Origin of the sequence: Lysinibacillus sp. UBA5994 (genome assembly GCF_002429725.1) — a bacterium.
In the GTDB taxonomy this organism is placed as follows: Bacteria; Bacillota; Bacilli; order Bacillales_A; family Planococcaceae; genus Lysinibacillus; species Lysinibacillus capsici.
This window is the reverse complement of record NZ_DJAU01000012.1, coordinates 128,452-145,085: the sequence shown is the minus strand read 5'-3', so window position 1 is coordinate 145,085 and position 16,634 is coordinate 128,452. Positions and strand designations below refer to the sequence as shown.

The window sequence follows — 16,634 nt, the reverse complement described above, 5'->3', positions numbered from 1 at the left end:
CTCCTATTAAAAAAACCCTGTAAATGTACAGGGTGTCAGCAACGTAGCTGTTGATAATGTAAATAGACACGCTTTGGAGTTCGTGCTTCTACGAATATTTCTTGCATCACCAATTCCTGGACCACGCTTTGAAGAAATTGCTTGAAGCAAAAAGGCTTCAAACGACGGGTTGTCCGCTTCCTTTTGTGAGGCTTGCTACCGTAGTTGGTCTACCGTGATGGCTGTTGCTTTGATGGTTTGGTGTTGCGGCGGTGTTTTTGGTTCAATATAGAGCGTTGTGTAATACGCATCCGCAATGACAATCACGTAAATAATGAATAGTAATCGTTTTGTTCAATGGTTCAAAAAAATCATTTCTCCCTTTTTTATAGCTGACAACGAAAGCTTGTCTACTTATCATACGAGCAATTGATCAAAAGGTTTCAAAAATATTTAAAGGGAGACAAATTTCTGTCTCCCTTACGCCTCTAGGCTTCTGCCACCATCATTTTCCCAGCGATCAATGTCCCAGTGATCCTCATCTTTTTCTCTCCTGATACCCATTGCATTCAATGGAACGAATGACATTTTGTCCCTCACCCTTTTCAAGCGTTCTTCTCTAGTTTATGAAGGAAAAGGGGTTTTCGTTCATCGTAAAATAGGCTTAATTTTAAAGCCTAAGGCAATCGCAGCTCCAATGCAGCTAAAAAGACAGCCTAAGATTAAATAAATACTGAGTGTTGATTCGCCGATGACAACAGACGCAATACCACCAATCACGGGGAATAATGCAACCATATAGCCACTTTTTGCCCCTCCAATTCGTTCGACTAGTTTTAAGTAAAATAACCATGCGAAAAAGGATGCAATAAGCGTTAAATACAAGAGAGCTGATAAGTAGGTAAAGGATTTGGGTATTACGACTGTTTGTCCCTGTAACCAAACAATGACACACATGACTGCACTACCCACTGCAAAACCAATGGCATTCGCATAAATCGGGTTGATTTGATGCTTGGCATTTCGGGCAGAGCTTGCATCCCCAATGGCTGTTAGGACAGTCCCTACGAAGGCAATTAACACTCCTTTTAACTCCATATTATGTAAAGATGGATAAATCAGCACCCCCACGCCGATGACGCCTAAAATACCGCCAATTAAAACACGACGATGCAATGGCTCCTTGAGAAATATCCGTAGGGCGATGGGTGTTAGTATGACTTTTAATGAAAAAATTAATGTGACAATAGCAGCCGAGCTCCATATCGTCGCATAATACAGCGCTAAATAGCTGAATGCAAAATTACAAACGCCAAAAACGATGATAAAAGGTACATCGCCCTGTTGTGGTTTACCCTGTGGCTTCAAGAACCAAGCAAGGATGAAAAATAAAAGGGCTGTCATGACTAAACGATAGGTTAAAGATAATTCTAAACTGACTGGCGTTCCTTGAATTTTGACTGCAATAAAATTAAGACCCCAGACAATCAAACAAAAGATATACATAAAATTTGTCATGCTGTTTTAAATTCCTTCTCCGATGCTATTCCTGCCATCTTCCCATAATGATCGTGTGATAGAACCTGCCATCTGCAAGGCATTTATCATTTTTCAGAATGCCTTCCACTAAAAAGCCCATTTTTTTATAGAGCTGTATCGCTTTCTCATTGGTTTCTAACACTTCTAGTGCTATTTTGCGAATACCATTGGCATCTGCCCAATCAATGGATTCTTGCAGCAAGGCTTTTCCTATGCCATAGCCCCAAAACTCTTTACTGACTCCAACACCAAAGGTTACTTTATGGGCAAGCCTTTTGAGTGCAGAGCCCTCACATCTTGAGAACCCAACGATCCGATCACCGACAACCGCTACTAAACATAAATTTTTTGAGCTTTCGCTATCCTGTTGAATAAGCTGCTCAAAGCCTGCTCGATCAATCAATGCCTCGCCCTGTTTACGATCGAAGTTTTCCGTTTCACCGTCTAATTGCAAGCGTAAATCTGATAAGGCTTGGGCATCTTCGCGTCGGGCACAGCGAATTGTATAGGATAGCTCTTTTATCTGGAGCTCTTTCTGATCAATCAGCATGTTGGAATCCTCCAATTGACTGAATCCGCACAAAACGATTATGCCAAATGGATTCGTGATGTTGAATAATTTGTGGTGCTGCCAGTACATTACTATCTAAGGTGCTATGTGCATCTTCTATTAAAATATTATGATGGTAGCCATGACTAAAAGCACTACGGATTGTTGTATCAAGACAAAACTCTGTTTGAGCACCCGCGAAAATCAATTGGTCGATGTGATGCGCTTGTAAATAAGCTGCAAGCTCCGTTTGATAGAAAGCGTCCCACGTTGTTTTTTGAATCACTTGATCCTCCGCCTGTCTAAGTAATCCATGATACAGTTCCCAGCCTGGTTGACCTAATGCAAAATCCACATCATCTGCGTCTGTATGCTGAATAAAAATAACGGGTACTTCGTTGCGCCGTGCCCATGTAATGGAGGCATTAATATTTTTGATAATAGCTTCACTGTTCCAAAGATTTTGCTGGCCATCTAGAAAGAAAGCCTCCTGTATATCGATAATGATGAGTGCTTGTTTCATCGTATCCTCCTTTGTGCATCAGTAGTAACTTTTTTAATTGTACAGAAAACGATCTTCCATTAAAAGAAAATTTTGCACAACAAAAAGCACCTTTACAACATCGTAAGGTGCCTCAACTATGTAAAGTACCATCTAATACATGCCACTATTAGATGGTGTCATGCGCTCGCATCATTTGATATAGGCTAATGTTTGATAAACTTGGTGAACCGAATGATTAAATGCTTGCTGTTCCTCTTCGTTTAAATGCAATTCAATTACACTTTCAATACCAGCTCCCCCTAAAACAACTGGGACACCGATGCAGGCATTGTCTACTTGATATTCGCCCTGTAAATAAGTAATGATGGGCATTACTTTCCGTTGATCCTTCACAATCGCTTCAATCATTTGGACAATGGCGGCGGCTGGGGCATAGTAAGCACTGCCATTGCCAAGTAGGGCGACAATTTCGCCTCCACCTTTTCGCGTTCGCTCCACTAATTGCTCAATCTGTGCTTGTGGCATTAATTTTTCTAATGGTATTCCTCCGACATACGTATAGCGAACGAGTGGCACCATTTCATCGCCATGTCCACCCAAAACGAAGCTCGATATATCCTCGACAGCAAGCTGAAGAGCCTGTGCGATAAAGGTATTAAAGCGCGCTGTATCTAAAACACCTGATTGTCCCATGACACGATTTTTGGGAAAACCCGTTGTTTCCAGACAAACATAGGTCATGGCATCGACAGGGTTACTTAAGACGATAATATAGCTAGTTGGCGCATAACGTTTGATTTGTTCGCTTACCGAGCGGATGATTGCCGCATTTGTATGAATTAAATCCTGCCGTGTCATGCCAGGCTTTCTTGCAATACCTGCCGTGATAACCACAATATCAGCATGAGCTATTTCCTGATACTTTGAAGTAGCCGTCACCTGTACGTTAAATCTTTCTATTGGTCCAGCTTGGAGAATATCTAATGCCTTCCCTTTCGCAGCATTTTCGAAGTCTGGTAAATCGATAAGCACAATATCCCCGATCTGTTTCTGTGCGACCATTAACGCTACGGTTGCACCTGTATGTCCAGCGCCAATGATGGCGATTTTGGGTCGCCTAAAGCTCATCTGCCTCCCCCTCCTAACGACATAGATTCATCGACTACTTATCTGCCTGCTCATCCTCTACAAGTTTTGCTTGTTGAGGCTTCTGGCGAGTGCTTGTTTTTTTGGCTGCTGCCTCCGTCACTTTTATCGGCTGTGTTTCATCAATAATCGCTGTGAATACTTCATTGGCTGCTCGTGGAATTACATGTGCGCTTAGTAGCTTGCTCGTTCGCGTTGCTGCCGCTTTACCAGCATCAACCGCAGCCTGTACTGCACCAACATCTCCCTCAACAATAATGGTTACGATACCACCGTCTACTAGCTCCTGTTTCACTAATTGGACATTGGCTGCCTTTAGCATGGCGTCTGCAGCTTCAATGGAGCCAATCAAGCCATACGTTTCAATCATTCCTATCGCTTCTGTCACTTTGCTCACCTCACGATTCATCTGTGCCATCTATAATGCCAACAACAATGGCATCAATTGGACAAATACTGGACGTAGAAAAACTTCGTACAGCAGCACTGCCCATTGTTAAAATGACGTTATCTCCAACACCTGCACCTATACGATCTGCCGCAACAATTTGTTCATCACTCAGTTGACCATCCAGCTTTATTGGCTGGATAATGAGTAATTTCAATCCCTGTAGCCCTTCCTCTTTACGTGTTGCCCAGATATTTCCGACCACTGTTCCTATCCGCATGCATCCTCATCCTTTTTCGTGAAACTGAAGTTCAATTTCTAATTTTTCCACGGCCTCCTTCGCCAGTGCCGTCAACCTTGCCTCTTTGGGGACTATCACTGTCTCACCTTGATAACGGCTTACATCATTTGCCGTTATTATCTTGTGGTTAATTTCAATTGGAGGACTGACGAAGTTATTGTAAGGCTCTCCTGCCATCTTGCCTGTTATAATTGTACCCGTTTCACCCTGTTGGATGAAGCCTGCGTTTGCTTCATCTGTATCAATATGCATTTCTAAATGATAGTGATCAGCCACACGAATTTTCACTTGCTCAAAGGTAATGGGACGTCGCCCTTGCACCTTAACGGAGACGTATTGACCGTTCTGAACCCCTAACTGCTGTGCATCAGCAGGTGCCATATGAATATGTGCTTGTGCGATAATGACCCCTTCTTGTAAAATCAAACTTCCTCTAGGTCCTACCAATATACAGCTAGCTGAGCCAGCAATTTCTCCCGATTCACGCAAAGGTGGTTGAATTCCTAGGGCAATGGCATCTGTATGACTAATTTCAATTTGTGTGAAGGTGCGAGCAGGACCTAATACACGTACATTTTGGATGCTTCCTTTTGGTCCCACCACCTGTAGCGTTTCATGTGCTGCAAACTGACCGGGTTGAGCTAACATTTTTTTTACACTCAGCGTAGCACCTTTGCCAAATAGCTGCTCGACATGTTCTTGTTGTAAATGAATATGCCTTGCTGAGATACCTATAGGAATTTCATTGGGTGTAGGAGCTACTTCTTTTTTAGGTAGTAATTCGGCTATGACATCATTAACAATTTTTATTATTGCATGTTCATTCATATAGCCACCTCACTCATTATTGCATTTTTAAAATCGCTTCCAATTCTGCATGTGGTCGCGGAATCACATGTACAGATAATAGCTCTCCAACACGTTGTGCAGCTGCTGCTCCTGCATCTGTTGCGGCTTTTACAGCCCCTACATCCCCACGAACAAGCACCGTGACAATACCGCCACCCACATGGACTTTACCCACAATATTCACGTTGGCAGCCTTGACCATTGCATCAGCTGCTTCAATAGAGCCCACTAAGCCCTTTGTTTCAATCATTCCTAATGCGCCTAAATTCATTTCGTATCCCTCCTTCTATTAAAATGCCTCTGCATCTTCAGGTAATGTTTGGCCACCATCAATAATGATCGATTGACCCGTAATAAAGCCTGCCTCCTTACTACTAAGGAACAATGCAGCATACGCTATATCCTCCACACGACCAAGGCTACCAAAAGGAATCGCCTTCGCCATCTTCTGTAGATAGGTGTCACCAAGACCATCTAAGCCTTCTGTTGCGATATTTCCTGGTAACACGGCATTGACCGTAATATGATAGGGTGCTAATTCAAGAGCCGCAGTCCGCATAAACCCTAATTGAGCTGCCTTACTTGCGGCATAATGTGTCCATCCAGCATAGCCAGTCACTGGACCCGTTATCGACGAGGTAATAATGACCCTGCCAGCATTCGCTTTCTTTAAATGGGGCACGCAAGCTTTGACAGCAAACATCGTTCCTCTGGCATTGACATTTAATACCTGATCCCAATGGTCCGTCGTCATGTCCTCTAGTTTCATCGAGGGAAAAATACCAGCATTGGCACATAAAATATCGATGGAACCAAAAGAGTTAGCAACCTCCGTAGCCATGCTTTCAACAGATTCATAGTTTTCAACATCAACAGTGGCAGCAGAAGCGGAGAGTCCTTGCGCTTGTAATTGATTTGCTACATCTGTGGCAGCTTCCATACCTCTTGCTGCAATCACCACATGAGCACCCTGTTCAGCAAATACGGTAGCAATCCCCTTCCCAATTCCTTTACTACCACCAGTAACTATGACAACCTTCCCTGTTAAATCGACCTTCAACTCGTTCCTCCACCTTTCCTTTTATTCATTTTAAGTACTTGGCTTTTTCGCAATTTCTGTTACTAATCCATTCACCGCGATATCTGGCCTTAAAATAGTTGAAGAGGCAATCCATTGGTTGGCTGCTTTAGCTAGTTGTGTACCAATGGCTATCGCTTCCTGAATGGCCGCTGTGTCCCCTTCAATGGCAATGGTTACTAGAGCCAAATCGATGGTTTCTTGTCGAAGTATTCGAATATCCGCTGCTTTAAGCATAGCATCTGCGATTCGTATTGAAATCGCAAGTCCTCTTGTCTCCACAATACCAATCGATTTCATCATGTAACAACACTCCTGCTAATATCTTTGTATCGTCATTCCCTTTTCCTGAATCATTTCTTGTGCTAGTGGTGTAAGTTTTGTGTGGGCAGGTAGTGTCAGCCGTTTCCCCTTGTACGATTGAAGCATCTCTGCTGTCAAATAGTTTGCCACTATAGTCGAACGAGCCGGTTCCTCTTGCTGCTTTAAAAATCGAATAAGCTGTGCAAATAACTGAATGTCACAGCCAAACTCCTTTAAGCGCTCTATATGATGCAGCAACATTTTCATGTAAGGATTCGGTTCCTTTGCTGTGACAACAGCAGATAATTTTTCATTTGGAATTAAAATTGCTGTTTGATTGCTAACCAGCAGCTCAGACAGGTACAAGGCTGCCGGTGTAGTAGGCAAGCCTTGGGCACTGCTGACGATAAATGCTTGATCCACTTCGAGAAAAACAATAGCATCGTAGAATAGCTGAGTGGGACTTGTGGTTTCATTTGCCTGCCACTCCTCAACATGGCAATAGCTTTGTAATACGTCCACCTGTTTCTTAGAAATGGTCGTATGAGAATGGACAAGCAAAAGTCTTTTATGCTTTTTATCCATCATTGATATGACTACTTCTTCGATGATTCTCTGTAATTCTTTTATATCCATACCTGTCACTCCATTTTGATAAGCTTGCCAATTGTATGCTGTTGAAGAGCGGCGGCATTCGCTTCATCTGTATCTACATGCATCTCAAGGACGAATGCTGAGGAGACACGCACAACCACATTCATTAATCGTAGCTGACGTCCATCCCCACAGATTTCAACCGTCACGATTTCCTTATCTTGGACATTGAAGGCAGCAGCATCGGATACAGCCATGTGAATATGTGCTTGTGCAATAATCAATCCTTGTGTTTTATGGCGAGTTCCATGAGGTCCAATCAATGTGATTGATTCAGATTTTTCTAAGTCGCCTGACATACGAATTGGTGGTGTTACACCCAGCTTGATGGCATCCGTTTGACTGATTTCGATTTGGGTTGCAGTGCGAAATGGGCCTAAAACCCGAACCTTGTCAATTTGGCCTTTGGGTCCCTTAATCGTTAGAACATGCTGTGAAGCAAATTGACCTGGCTGGGAAAGTTCCTTCCATTTCTGTAACGCTGCGTCTCTACCAAATAAATAATAGAAATCCTCCTCATTAACATGACAATGACGGGCAGAAATCGCAATCGGGATACTTTGATTTGTAACTTCAGTGGCATGTATTTGATTGTTTGTCATCACAATCCCTCACTTTTCACTTAGGTAAAATTGCGTATAATTCTGAATGAGGGCGTGGAATAACATGTACCGATAATAGCTCACCTACCCGACGTGCGGCCTCAGAGCCTGCATCCGTCGCTGCCTTGACTGCCCCGACATCACCTGTCACCAGCACCGTCACAATGCCGCCACCAACATGTACTTTCCCTACAATATTGACGTTTGCTGCCTTTACCATGGCATCTGCCGCCTCAATTGATCCGATTAAGCCTCTTGTTTCAATCATGCCTAAAGCTCCATTTATCTCTACGCTCATTTCCTTTTCCTCCTCTAATTACTTAGCTTTGTGAGTACTTCCTCTACAATCTTTTCAATGGACAACCTGTCAATAGACACCCCTTCAATTGCTTGCATCGCTGGAGCCTGTATATTTTGTGGATGCTTTGGGGGTGGAATCGTTAGTTCCTTCACACCATAGGCCACTCTTTTTTTATTTAATAAATGATGTGCAGAAATATTATCACTCGTAATATTTCCCCCATAGGCCCCACAGCCCAATGTAAAGGAAGGCGTTAAACTTGTCGTACCGCCTGCAGCCCCAACAGATGCTAAAGTATTGACTAATATTCTGGACACGGGCATTTGAGCGGCAAACTGCTTAACAAAATGTTCGTCCTGTGCATGAATAGCCAGGCTATGTCCTCTCCCTCCAACGTCAAGCAAGCGACGGCAAATCTTTACTGCTTCTTCCTGAGAACGAGCCGTATAAAGACCTAGGATGGGAGAAAGCTTCTCCATGGAAAATGGATACTCCTTCCCAATCTGATGTTCCTCCGCGACTAATACGCGTGTATGTCGAGGGACATCAATATTAGCCATTTGGGCTATTACGGTTGCTGGCTTCCCGACAATTTGGCTATTTAATGTACGAGCTACTGGTGAAATCACCTTTGCTAATTTTTCCTTGTCCTGCCCACTTAGAAGGATGGCCCCATTTTCTGCTAAAGCAGCCATCACCTGTGCTTTGACCTCCTGATGTACGACAATAGCTTGTTCTGTGGCACAGATCGTACTATTATCAAATGATTTACTATCGATAATTTGCTTCATTGCCTCGTTCACATTTGCTGTGCGATCAATATAGACAGGAACATTCCCAGGGCCAACACCATAGGCTGGTTTCCCTGAGCTATAGGCAGCTTTGACAAGCCCTGCTCCACCAGTTGCTAAAATTAGCTGTACATCACGATGATGCATAAGTTCCTCTGTTCCTTTTATTGTTGGATGGCTAATCCATTGAATAAGTCCCTCTGGCGCCCCTGCACGAACGGCTGCCTGCTGACAAATTTTCAATGCCTCGATAGTGCAGTTGACTGCTGTTGGATGAGGACTAAAGACAATGGCATTTTGCGCCTTTAGGGCAATTAGCGTTTTAAAAATGGCTGTAGCAGTCGGGTTCGTAACAGGTGTAACTGCCGCAATAACACCGAATGGATAAGCAATTTCCACCTGCCTTGCTACCCTATCCTCGTGTATAACGCCAATTGTCTTTTCATGCCGAATGGCTTCATAGACACCTTGAGAAGCCAACTCATTTTTTATTTTTTTATGTTCAATAATGCCCATCTTTGTTTCCGTAACAGCTAATACAGCAAGATTTTCTGCCTGTTTATAAGCAGCTTGGGCAATGGCCTCGACAATTCGATCGACCTGCTCTTGCGTAAAGCTGGCATACATTTTTTGCGCAATCGAAGCGGCTGCTATTCCGTCTCTTGCCTCTTGTATCGAAACCAAATCTTGGTCTCTCACCATATGACGAACCTCCCGTCATGTAAATTTTTTTAGGGCAATTAAGTCGCTCGAATTAGCTACAGAGACAGTGCCTGATGATTGCTGGTGCAGACTTTGCCAATGCTGTAATTCATGCGTAGATAATGCTACATATGCAGGGGCAGTTGTTTGCTGCGTCTGATGTTGGTTTTCTTTTATTAATCGAAATGATTGCCATTCCTGTAATTCCTCATTTGATAACGTTTTAGAAGCTTGTTCAGGCTGAGAGCCTTGCGTTAGTTTTTCCAATACCAATTCAGTAATCTTGGCAATTAGCTGATTGTCCATATGCTCACTCCTTTTCGATTAGCATGGTGAGAACAGATTCGTCATACGCTTCAATAATTGCGGTTGCATCAGGTAAATAATCCTTTGGGTATGTGGCACTAGGAATGATGCCAATTGAAAAGCACATGCCAGCATTTTTAGCAAAGAGCATATCTGCATTCGAATCGCCAATCATCACGGCTTTCTCAAGCGATACTTGAAACTGTTCCTTTGCCACATATGCTAAGTCTGGGAAGGGCTTACTGGATGTAGCTTGGTCACTTCCTAGAACGAAATCAAACAAAGCTAATAACTCTAGCTGTTGTAAATGAGATTTGGCTCGTGCCGTTTGATCAGCTGTAATCACCCCTAATTTCTTCCCTTTATTTTTTAAGGTTATTAAGAGATTACGAATACCTGGTAATGCCTGTACCTTGCTATTTTCCTGCTGCGATGTGGCTAAGTTGGAAGCTGCTCTCGCAAGTGTTACCCCTTTGCTCCATGGGATTCCCTGCTGATAGAGTAAGAACGCCACGATCGTCTCAGCTTCTTGTATACTTCCAATAGCTAGAGGACTCGTTGGGTCAATCGTTGTTCCATTGTCATTAACCCCTATGTTTCTTAAAAAAGTTTGTAAGGAAAAATAGATCTCTAAGTCTGAATTTTCAGTTAAATTAGCATATAAATTTTTGGCCCAGGCAATCCATAAAGAATCCATTTCTATGATTGTTCCATCCTTATCAAAAATGACCCATTCCACTTTTGTCATAGGAAAACCCATCCCTTTATTTATTCTCGTATAGCCTCTATTGGCGATACTGGTGCTTGCACCTCTACCTGCACTGTAGCGTCCTTCGCAAAGCGTTCCTCTGGTGCATCCTCGTTAATATGGTGTCTTGCCCACACCCAATAATAGATCGTTGCCACAGCAAAAACAGCCAAACAAACGATGAAAAAAGTCAAATTCGCAAAGAAGCTCGCAAAGATAGCAATGACGGCTAGCACAAGTGAGACAATAGGCGTAAATGGATACAGCGGTGTCTTAAAGGTACGTACTAAATGAGGTTCTTTTTTACGCAAAATCAACACCGATAAATTCATCGTAATATACGATACTAATGCCCCAAATGTAGAAATTAAAATTAAATCATCTGGATTAAATAAAATGACTAACACTAACCCGATAAAGCCTGGCAAAATAATGGCCATATATGGTGTCTGACGCTTTTTATGCATCTTCGATAACATGCTTGGCAAATAGCCTGCACGTGATAAAGCATAGACCTGACGAGAGTAAGCCAAAATCACACCCGAAAAGCTTGCAATTAGTCCTACTAAGCCAACAGATGCTAAAATCTGCGCCAACCAATACGTATTTCCAAAAACAGCGGCAATCGCTGCTGGCAATGGATCTTCAGCAACCGTCATGACATCGATGCCAGCTAGCCCAATGGCAACAGTTGTTGTCAAAATGGATAAAATCAGCAAGGTCACCATACCTGAAATTAACCCCTTCGGCATGTCCTTCTGCACATCTCTCGTCTCCTCCGATAACATAGGCAACATCTCGATTGCTAGGAATAGCCACATCGCATAGGGCAATGCTGACCAGATGCCTTTAAATCCACCTGGTATAAGATCGCCATTCTCAGGGAATAAATGGCCCACATTAATTTGCGGTAAACCAACGAAATACATTAAGACTAGTAAGCCTAAAGCAATAAAAACAAGCACCATTTCGATCGTGGCATATTCTTTAATGCCAATAATATGAACCCCCATGAACAGAGCATACATAAAGGCAGCTGCCACCACTGTCGGTACGGCTGGAAACAAAAAGCTGATATAGCCCCCAATACCAATCGCGATAATTGGTGCGGCAATGACATATTGCAGCACGACACCAACTCCTGTAATAAAACCGATATAACGCCCCATCGCCCGTCGAGCAAAGGAGTAAGGTCCTCCTGCATAAGGTAACATCGTCGATAATTCAGAAATACCTAAGGTCATCGTTAAATACATAATCGCCATAAATAATGTGGCAATGAGCATTCCTAAAAAACCAGATTGACTTAAACCAAAATTCCAGCCAAAGTAGTTCCCAGAAATCACAATGCCGACGCCAATTGTCCATAAATGGATGGGTGTAAGGGCTTTCTTTAATACGATGATTTCATCCTTTTTCGAAGACATGTTATTCGCCACCTTTTATCGTTATTTAGTTGGTACAGTCTTGATACTTTTCTACATAGGCTTTCACTAAATCATCACTCTGAAGCGTGTAATTTTCACCAAGTAAGCGCGTTGTCTCATTATCACGACTTCCAATCCACGAAATAAGCTGTAGTCTTCTCATTAATATAAAAGTTGGAATCATTTCTTTTTCTGCGTCTGTTAATAATCGAATTTTGCTATAGCCCTTAACCCATGAAGCGATCAACTCATCAAGATAAGGCATATGCTCAATAAAGCTCACCGATGTGGCTAAATCATATAAAAACCACCCAAAACCACAATCATCAAAATCAATCACTTTAATTTCGTCCCCATAGATGAGTAAATTAGCTAAGCGTAAATCCGCATGGATAAGACCAAATCGTGTTTTATCTTTACCAAATGCCTCAAGCTTCTTTTGAATGATATGTGATGCTTCCTCATATAAAGCGATTCGTGCAGGGGTCATTCCTAGTCCATCCTGCCATCTCGCCCATTTTGGAGATTGACCTAGAATCGTGTCATAGTCCCATGTCATGCGCTGAAAGGCTTGGTAATAATCATGCTGCTCGATTGTGTGTTTATGGAACATGGCTGTAATTTCGCCTAATGTTTCAAATTGCTGAATTAAGTCATCTTCATTATTCTCATCAGGAGCATTGCCCTCCAAAAATGTAAATAATGTGCTATAATATATCGTGTCATTATACGAATGAGCATGTACGTAGTCACCGTCATCTGCTCGCATCGGTAGTGATACATCAATAGGAGATTGCTCATGGAGCGAGTTTAACCAGGCAATCTCCGCTTCGATCTCCTCTTTTTTATGGTAATTTGGTCGGCTGATCCTCAGAATATATTTTTTGCCCTGCCCATCTTCTACGAGATACGTCGCATTTTCGGAATAATCAATCATTTTACAAGATGCTTCTAGTAAACAACTAAACTCCTTTAATGCATCATTTGCTGCTTGATGAAAGTTGGAAAGGACCAATTCTAAATCTATGAAATCCATTTGACCCATCTAGAAAACCCCCTGTTTACTAAATTGACAAGCTTTCTTTCCTTTAATAGCGTGCAAATTTCACAAGCTGCGCTGCTTCTTTTATGCCCGCCTCACATTTTTCAAGCAATTCATCACAGTACGCTTTATCACATAATAGCCCTGGCTTAAATTGCAACACACGTGTATCCAGCATTGAATAAATGGCCCATACACCATGTTTGTACAAGGAGCTCATCACATATTTAGCCCCTTCAGGATGATTAAATTCTAGGCCCATAACAACGCCAAGCTGACGAATGCCCACAAAGAAATCAGGATATTGTTGTTGAATACGCTCTAAACCACTTCGTAGATAACGAGCAACATATTCTACATTCTTTACTACTTCAGGACGTTGGGAGATTTCTAATACTTTCATCGCCACTACACAACCTAGTTCTGCTCCACCAAATGTAGAAATATGGGCTAGTCCATCTTCTTCCATCCAGCCGCCTGCTCGTTCATTGACCACTGTAGCTGCAATTGGATAGATACCGCCACTTAGCCCCTTTGCTGTCACCAGAATATCCGGTTTCACGCCATAATGCTCAATTCCCCACAGCTTACCTGTTCTCATCAAGCCCGTTTGCACCTCATCTGCAATATATAATGCCCCGTATCGTTCACAAAGTGATTTGACATCAGCCAAGTAATTAGCAGTGGGCAAGGGGAAACCATATGTCGCAGGAATAGTCTCGATAATTACGCTAGCTACATCCCCTCTAGCAAGCTCTCGTTCCATTGCCGCCAGATCATTGAAAGGTACGTGCACAAATTCATGGGGACTGCCCTCACTTAAAAATGGTTTTGAATAGCGTTCATTGCCAAGCGAAACTGCAAGACCTGTGTGTCCATGATATCCATTTTTAATGGAAATCGTTTTTTTACGTTTTGTAGCATAACGCGCACACTTTAGAGCCACATCAATTGCTTCACTTCCACCACTAGAGAAAATAGAATATGTTAAGCCTTCTGGTGTGCAGGCTGCTAATTTTTCAGCTAACTGTGCACGTGCAGTAGATGGAAAATGATGATTACCAATGTCAAAATAATTGGTTCCTTCCACTAATGCAGCAATGACTTCTGGATTACGATGGCCAAGGTTATATGTTCCGCCATTGAGATGCGCATTCATTAATTTTTTGCCATCCACATCGTAGAAATAATAGCCCTCTCGTTTCCCGATAACGACATCAACACCATCGATTTGCCACTGTTTCGTTTTTCCTGGATTCCACCAGTCAATTGATTTTTGTAAGGTTGCCTGTTTATTTGCAAAATAGTCCATAGTTTCCACCTTCCTATACATTGACGTCATCCAACATTTCACCTGCAATGAATAATTCCACTTTTTTCTGCTGTAATCGTTCCTGCCATTGTGTGGAGCTCTTTTGATCTGTAATCACCATCGAAACGTCCTCTAAATGACAAATATGCGCAAATGTAGAGACACCAAATTTCGTATGGTCTGCTAAAATAATCGTATTTTCTGCCCGCTCTATTAATTTCTTTGAAATCGCTGCGCCCGTAATATCATAGTCGGTAATACCATCTGCTAACGAAATTCCGCCTGCAGCAACAAAGGCTTTATTTGCCTTTAGTTGATTAAAAAATAAATCAGCTAATGGACCTCCCATAAATTTTTGTCGATGTTCATATTCTCCTCCCGCAAAGAGCACCTTCCCTTGAAAGCATTCTGCGGCTAATGATAGAACTGGGAGTGAATTTGTGACGACAATGACGTTGGGCTTATCACCTAAATAACGAACGATTTCATAGGCTGTTGTACCATGACCGATAAAGATAACATCACCGTCTTCCACAATACTTGCAGCAGCCTTACAAATCCTTCTCTTCTCTATATTGTTAAGTGACGTTTTCTGTTCAAAGGTCCTCTCATACTTTTCCTTTGCCTTCACAGCCCCCCCATAGACTTTGTGTAGAAGCCCTTCCTTCTCCAATCGATCCATATCTCTACGTATAGTCTCGCCTGATACATTTAATAGCTGCTCTGCATCACTTACCTTCACTTTTCCTTCTAAATCTAAAATATCTAAAATCACTTTTTTACGTTCCTCAAACGAAAGAGACATACATCATCACTCCAAACACAAAGTTAAATCCAACAAAATCCACAAATCCAACACTTTATTTCTGTATTTATGTGGATTTGTTTTGAATTTTAAATAATAGTTTAATAATTGTCAATACTCTGAATTTTATTTTCTGTATGATTTTTTCTCTCTAAAGCCACTTATTTCTCTTAAGCGTAAAATGAAAACTCCACAAAAAACCAATTTCAGTTGTCTCCAACTGCTCTCTAAAACCTTTTTTAAAATATTTTTCTACAACTATTTTTTCCCATAAAAAATCCCCCTTCATGGTAGAAACCATAAAGGGAGATGACGAGATTATTTTGTTAATTCCTCTACAAATTCAACAGGTACGTATGTTTTGCCAGATTCTAATAAAGCAGGGGCTACTTTAAATTGGCGAAGCGCTTTATTATAACCATATTCTTTTTGACCTCGCGTAATTGTATACGAAAGGGCTCCTTTTGAAACAATGGCACCTTTTGGCGTTACTTCTACTTTAAAGCCTAGCTTTTCAGCGATTAAGCGTAGCGGCACCATTTTTGTCCCATCTACTTCATAAAAGTCTTTATTGATAATTTCTTGAACCGCTGAATCAACTGGAGCTGGAGTTGGTTCTGGTGTTGGAACTGGATCCACTTCAACAGGCTCTTCTTTCTCAATTGTATCTAATACTATCACTTTTGATGGCGGTGTTTGAGCAGGGATGCTCATCGTTGCGATTGTGTAGAACACCACTAAATGCTGCTCTTTTAAATCGTCCACTTTCACAGCTTTGCCAGTAGCACTTGCTAGCTTCGTGTCTTCCCCAACATTTAACTTGAGGTTATTTTCAGTATCCACTAAATCTTTATTGAAGAAATCCACTTCCACGCTACCCATTTCTTCTGTTTCTACAATGATTACTTCTGGGTTGTATTGTGGTGGATAAATCGCAAGCATCGGCTTCTTGGCATATGAGTAAGCTGACACCTTATCTCCTTTTTGAAGCTTGGCTTCTTTTCCCATATTGTCAAAAACTAATGAGTCTTTATTGGCAATCACAATATTTGTATTGTCACCATCAACCACTGTATAGTATGTGGCATTTTCACGTACTTCTACGTTTTCAACTGTACCTGTCACTTTAATAAAAATAGGCTGCACTTGTTGCTCCGAAGTTTCTGCGTTAATCACAGTAGCCTCTCCTTCGTTCGCTGATGCAGTTGGAGCTCCAATCGCGCCCCCTAATAATAATGCTGACATAGCAAATGGTACGACTTTCGTCATTTTCATACAAAAAGCATCTCCTTCATTTTCCCGAATT

At 42.0% G+C, this 16,634-nt stretch carries 21 protein-coding genes; all 21 read right to left on the bottom strand.

Annotation, left to right across the window (positions count from 1 at the left end; all coding sequences use genetic code 11):
- Positions 1–627 precede the first annotated feature (627 nt).
- The 21 genes from B3D98_RS03155 to B3D98_RS03055 all read right to left on the bottom strand — a co-directional run bounded on the left by B3D98_RS03155 (position 628) and on the right by B3D98_RS03055 (position 16,603).
- The gene (locus tag B3D98_RS03155) at positions 628–1,497 is read right to left on the bottom strand and encodes a DMT family transporter (protein WP_258859280.1); all 870 of its coding nucleotides are present in this window, start codon (positions 1,495–1,497) and stop codon (positions 628–630) included.
- Between the two features lie 25 nt (positions 1,498–1,522).
- On the bottom strand, positions 1,523–2,068 hold the full coding sequence (locus B3D98_RS03150; RefSeq protein ID WP_103117892.1) for a GNAT family N-acetyltransferase: 546 nt from the start codon (positions 2,066–2,068) through the stop codon (positions 1,523–1,525).
- On the bottom strand, positions 2,058–2,591 hold the full coding sequence (locus B3D98_RS03145) for a cysteine hydrolase family protein (RefSeq protein WP_103117891.1): 534 nt from the start codon (positions 2,589–2,591) through the stop codon (positions 2,058–2,060). The genes B3D98_RS03150 and B3D98_RS03145 overlap by 11 nt, the downstream gene beginning before the upstream one ends.
- Positions 2,592–2,762: 171 nt before the next feature.
- Positions 2,763–3,701, bottom strand: coding sequence for a malate dehydrogenase (mdh, locus tag B3D98_RS03140; RefSeq protein ID WP_066037477.1), 939 nt, complete (start codon positions 3,699–3,701; stop codon positions 2,763–2,765).
- A gap of 34 nt (positions 3,702–3,735) precedes the next feature.
- The gene (locus B3D98_RS03135; protein ID WP_066037476.1) at positions 3,736–4,128 is read right to left on the bottom strand and encodes a BMC domain-containing protein; all 393 of its coding nucleotides are present in this window, start codon (positions 4,126–4,128) and stop codon (positions 3,736–3,738) included.
- Complete coding sequence (locus B3D98_RS03130) at positions 4,118–4,387, bottom strand: EutN/CcmL family microcompartment protein (RefSeq protein WP_016995124.1); 270 nt, start codon at positions 4,385–4,387, stop codon at positions 4,118–4,120. The genes B3D98_RS03135 and B3D98_RS03130 overlap by 11 nt, the downstream gene beginning before the upstream one ends.
- A gap of 6 nt (positions 4,388–4,393) precedes the next feature.
- Positions 4,394–5,236 (bottom strand): phosphate propanoyltransferase, encoded by an 843-nt coding sequence (gene pduL, locus B3D98_RS03125; protein ID WP_259948906.1) that lies wholly within the window; start codon positions 5,234–5,236, stop codon positions 4,394–4,396.
- Positions 5,237–5,252: 16 nt separating this feature from the next.
- Positions 5,253–5,528 carry a BMC domain-containing protein gene (locus B3D98_RS03120; RefSeq protein WP_048390439.1) on the bottom strand — a complete coding sequence of 92 codons (276 nt, stop codon included), beginning with the start codon at positions 5,526–5,528 and terminating at the stop codon, positions 5,253–5,255.
- Positions 5,529–5,546: 18 nt separating this feature from the next.
- A complete protein-coding gene (gene fabG / locus B3D98_RS03115) occupies positions 5,547–6,317 on the bottom strand; it encodes a 3-oxoacyl-ACP reductase FabG (RefSeq protein WP_279494654.1) in 771 nt (256 codons plus the stop codon).
- A 30-nt stretch (positions 6,318–6,347) separates the two neighbouring features.
- Complete coding sequence (locus B3D98_RS03110) at positions 6,348–6,638, bottom strand: BMC domain-containing protein (RefSeq protein ID WP_048390435.1); 291 nt, start codon at positions 6,636–6,638, stop codon at positions 6,348–6,350.
- A gap of 15 nt (positions 6,639–6,653) precedes the next feature.
- Entirely contained in the window at positions 6,654–7,274 is a 621-nt protein-coding gene (locus B3D98_RS03105) for a hypothetical protein (protein WP_259419071.1), read from the bottom strand.
- Between the two features lie 5 nt (positions 7,275–7,279).
- A complete protein-coding gene (pduL, locus tag B3D98_RS03100) occupies positions 7,280–7,894 on the bottom strand; it encodes a phosphate propanoyltransferase (protein ID WP_279494653.1) in 615 nt (204 codons plus the stop codon).
- 16 nt (positions 7,895–7,910) lie between these two features.
- Positions 7,911–8,192 (bottom strand): BMC domain-containing protein, encoded by a 282-nt coding sequence (locus tag B3D98_RS03095; protein ID WP_004229005.1) that lies wholly within the window; start codon positions 8,190–8,192, stop codon positions 7,911–7,913.
- Between the two features lie 14 nt (positions 8,193–8,206).
- A complete protein-coding gene (locus B3D98_RS03090) occupies positions 8,207–9,688 on the bottom strand; it encodes an aldehyde dehydrogenase family protein (RefSeq protein ID WP_279494652.1) in 1,482 nt (493 codons plus the stop codon).
- 15 nt (positions 9,689–9,703) lie between these two features.
- Positions 9,704–9,994, bottom strand: a complete 291-nt coding sequence (locus B3D98_RS03085; protein ID WP_004229009.1) for a hypothetical protein — start codon at positions 9,992–9,994, stop codon at positions 9,704–9,706.
- Between the two features lie 4 nt (positions 9,995–9,998).
- Positions 9,999–10,742 carry an HAD family hydrolase gene (locus B3D98_RS03080; protein WP_259948896.1) on the bottom strand — a complete coding sequence of 248 codons (744 nt, stop codon included), beginning with the start codon at positions 10,740–10,742 and terminating at the stop codon, positions 9,999–10,001.
- A gap of 20 nt (positions 10,743–10,762) precedes the next feature.
- The gene (gene eat, locus B3D98_RS03075; RefSeq protein ID WP_048390427.1) at positions 10,763–12,169 is read right to left on the bottom strand and encodes an ethanolamine permease; all 1,407 of its coding nucleotides are present in this window, start codon (positions 12,167–12,169) and stop codon (positions 10,763–10,765) included.
- A 25-nt stretch (positions 12,170–12,194) separates the two neighbouring features.
- Entirely contained in the window at positions 12,195–13,214 is a 1,020-nt protein-coding gene (locus B3D98_RS03070; protein ID WP_054550922.1) for a phosphotransferase enzyme family protein, read from the bottom strand.
- 43 nt (positions 13,215–13,257) lie between these two features.
- Positions 13,258–14,523: an aspartate aminotransferase family protein gene (locus B3D98_RS03065; protein WP_004229019.1), complete on the bottom strand. Its 1,266-nt coding sequence runs from the start codon at positions 14,521–14,523 to the stop codon at positions 13,258–13,260.
- Between the two features lie 13 nt (positions 14,524–14,536).
- A complete protein-coding gene (locus B3D98_RS03060; RefSeq protein WP_004229022.1) occupies positions 14,537–15,328 on the bottom strand; it encodes a DeoR/GlpR family DNA-binding transcription regulator in 792 nt (263 codons plus the stop codon).
- Positions 15,329–15,646: 318 nt separating this feature from the next.
- Positions 15,647–16,603 (bottom strand): stalk domain-containing protein, encoded by a 957-nt coding sequence (locus B3D98_RS03055; protein ID WP_288580489.1) that lies wholly within the window; start codon positions 16,601–16,603, stop codon positions 15,647–15,649.
- Between the last annotated feature and the right edge of the window lie 31 nt (positions 16,604–16,634).

What these genes read in the sequence shown, in the direction of transcription:
- B3D98_RS03155 (WP_258859280.1), bottom strand. Translation starts at nt 1,497, where the DNA reads ATGACAAATTTTATGTATATCTTTTGTTTGATTGTCTGGGGTCTTAAT.
- B3D98_RS03150 (WP_103117892.1), bottom strand. Translation starts at nt 2,068, where the DNA reads ATGCTGATTGATCAGAAAGAGCTCCAGATAAAAGAGCTATCCTATACA.
- B3D98_RS03145 (WP_103117891.1), bottom strand. Translation starts at nt 2,591, where the DNA reads ATGAAACAAGCACTCATCATTATCGATATACAGGAGGCTTTCTTTCTA.
- mdh (WP_066037477.1), bottom strand. Translation starts at nt 3,701, where the DNA reads ATGAGCTTTAGGCGACCCAAAATCGCCATCATTGGCGCTGGACATACA.
- B3D98_RS03135 (WP_066037476.1), bottom strand. Translation starts at nt 4,128, where the DNA reads ATGAATCGTGAGGTGAGCAAAGTGACAGAAGCGATAGGAATGATTGAA.
- B3D98_RS03130 (WP_016995124.1), bottom strand. Translation starts at nt 4,387, where the DNA reads ATGCGGATAGGAACAGTGGTCGGAAATATCTGGGCAACACGTAAAGAG.
- pduL (WP_259948906.1), bottom strand. Translation starts at nt 5,236, where the DNA reads ATGAATGAACATGCAATAATAAAAATTGTTAATGATGTCATAGCCGAA.
- B3D98_RS03120 (WP_048390439.1), bottom strand. Translation starts at nt 5,528, where the DNA reads ATGAATTTAGGCGCATTAGGAATGATTGAAACAAAGGGCTTAGTGGGC.
- B3D98_RS03110 (WP_048390435.1), bottom strand. Translation starts at nt 6,638, where the DNA reads ATGATGAAATCGATTGGTATTGTGGAGACAAGAGGACTTGCGATTTCA.
- B3D98_RS03105 (WP_259419071.1), bottom strand. Translation starts at nt 7,274, where the DNA reads ATGGATATAAAAGAATTACAGAGAATCATCGAAGAAGTAGTCATATCA.
- pduL (WP_279494653.1), bottom strand. Translation starts at nt 7,894, where the DNA reads ATGACAAACAATCAAATACATGCCACTGAAGTTACAAATCAAAGTATC.
- B3D98_RS03095 (WP_004229005.1), bottom strand. Translation starts at nt 8,192, where the DNA reads ATGAGCGTAGAGATAAATGGAGCTTTAGGCATGATTGAAACAAGAGGC.
- B3D98_RS03090 (WP_279494652.1), bottom strand. Translation starts at nt 9,688, where the DNA reads ATGGTGAGAGACCAAGATTTGGTTTCGATACAAGAGGCAAGAGACGGA.
- B3D98_RS03085 (WP_004229009.1), bottom strand. Translation starts at nt 9,994, where the DNA reads ATGGACAATCAGCTAATTGCCAAGATTACTGAATTGGTATTGGAAAAA.
- B3D98_RS03080 (WP_259948896.1), bottom strand. Translation starts at nt 10,742, where the DNA reads ATGACAAAAGTGGAATGGGTCATTTTTGATAAGGATGGAACAATCATA.
- eat (WP_048390427.1), bottom strand. Translation starts at nt 12,169, where the DNA reads ATGTCTTCGAAAAAGGATGAAATCATCGTATTAAAGAAAGCCCTTACA.
- B3D98_RS03070 (WP_054550922.1), bottom strand. Translation starts at nt 13,214, where the DNA reads ATGGGTCAAATGGATTTCATAGATTTAGAATTGGTCCTTTCCAACTTT.
- B3D98_RS03065 (WP_004229019.1), bottom strand. Translation starts at nt 14,523, where the DNA reads ATGGACTATTTTGCAAATAAACAGGCAACCTTACAAAAATCAATTGAC.
- B3D98_RS03060 (WP_004229022.1), bottom strand. Translation starts at nt 15,328, where the DNA reads ATGTCTCTTTCGTTTGAGGAACGTAAAAAAGTGATTTTAGATATTTTA.
- B3D98_RS03055 (WP_288580489.1), bottom strand. Translation starts at nt 16,603, where the DNA reads ATGAAAATGACGAAAGTCGTACCATTTGCTATGTCAGCATTATTATTA.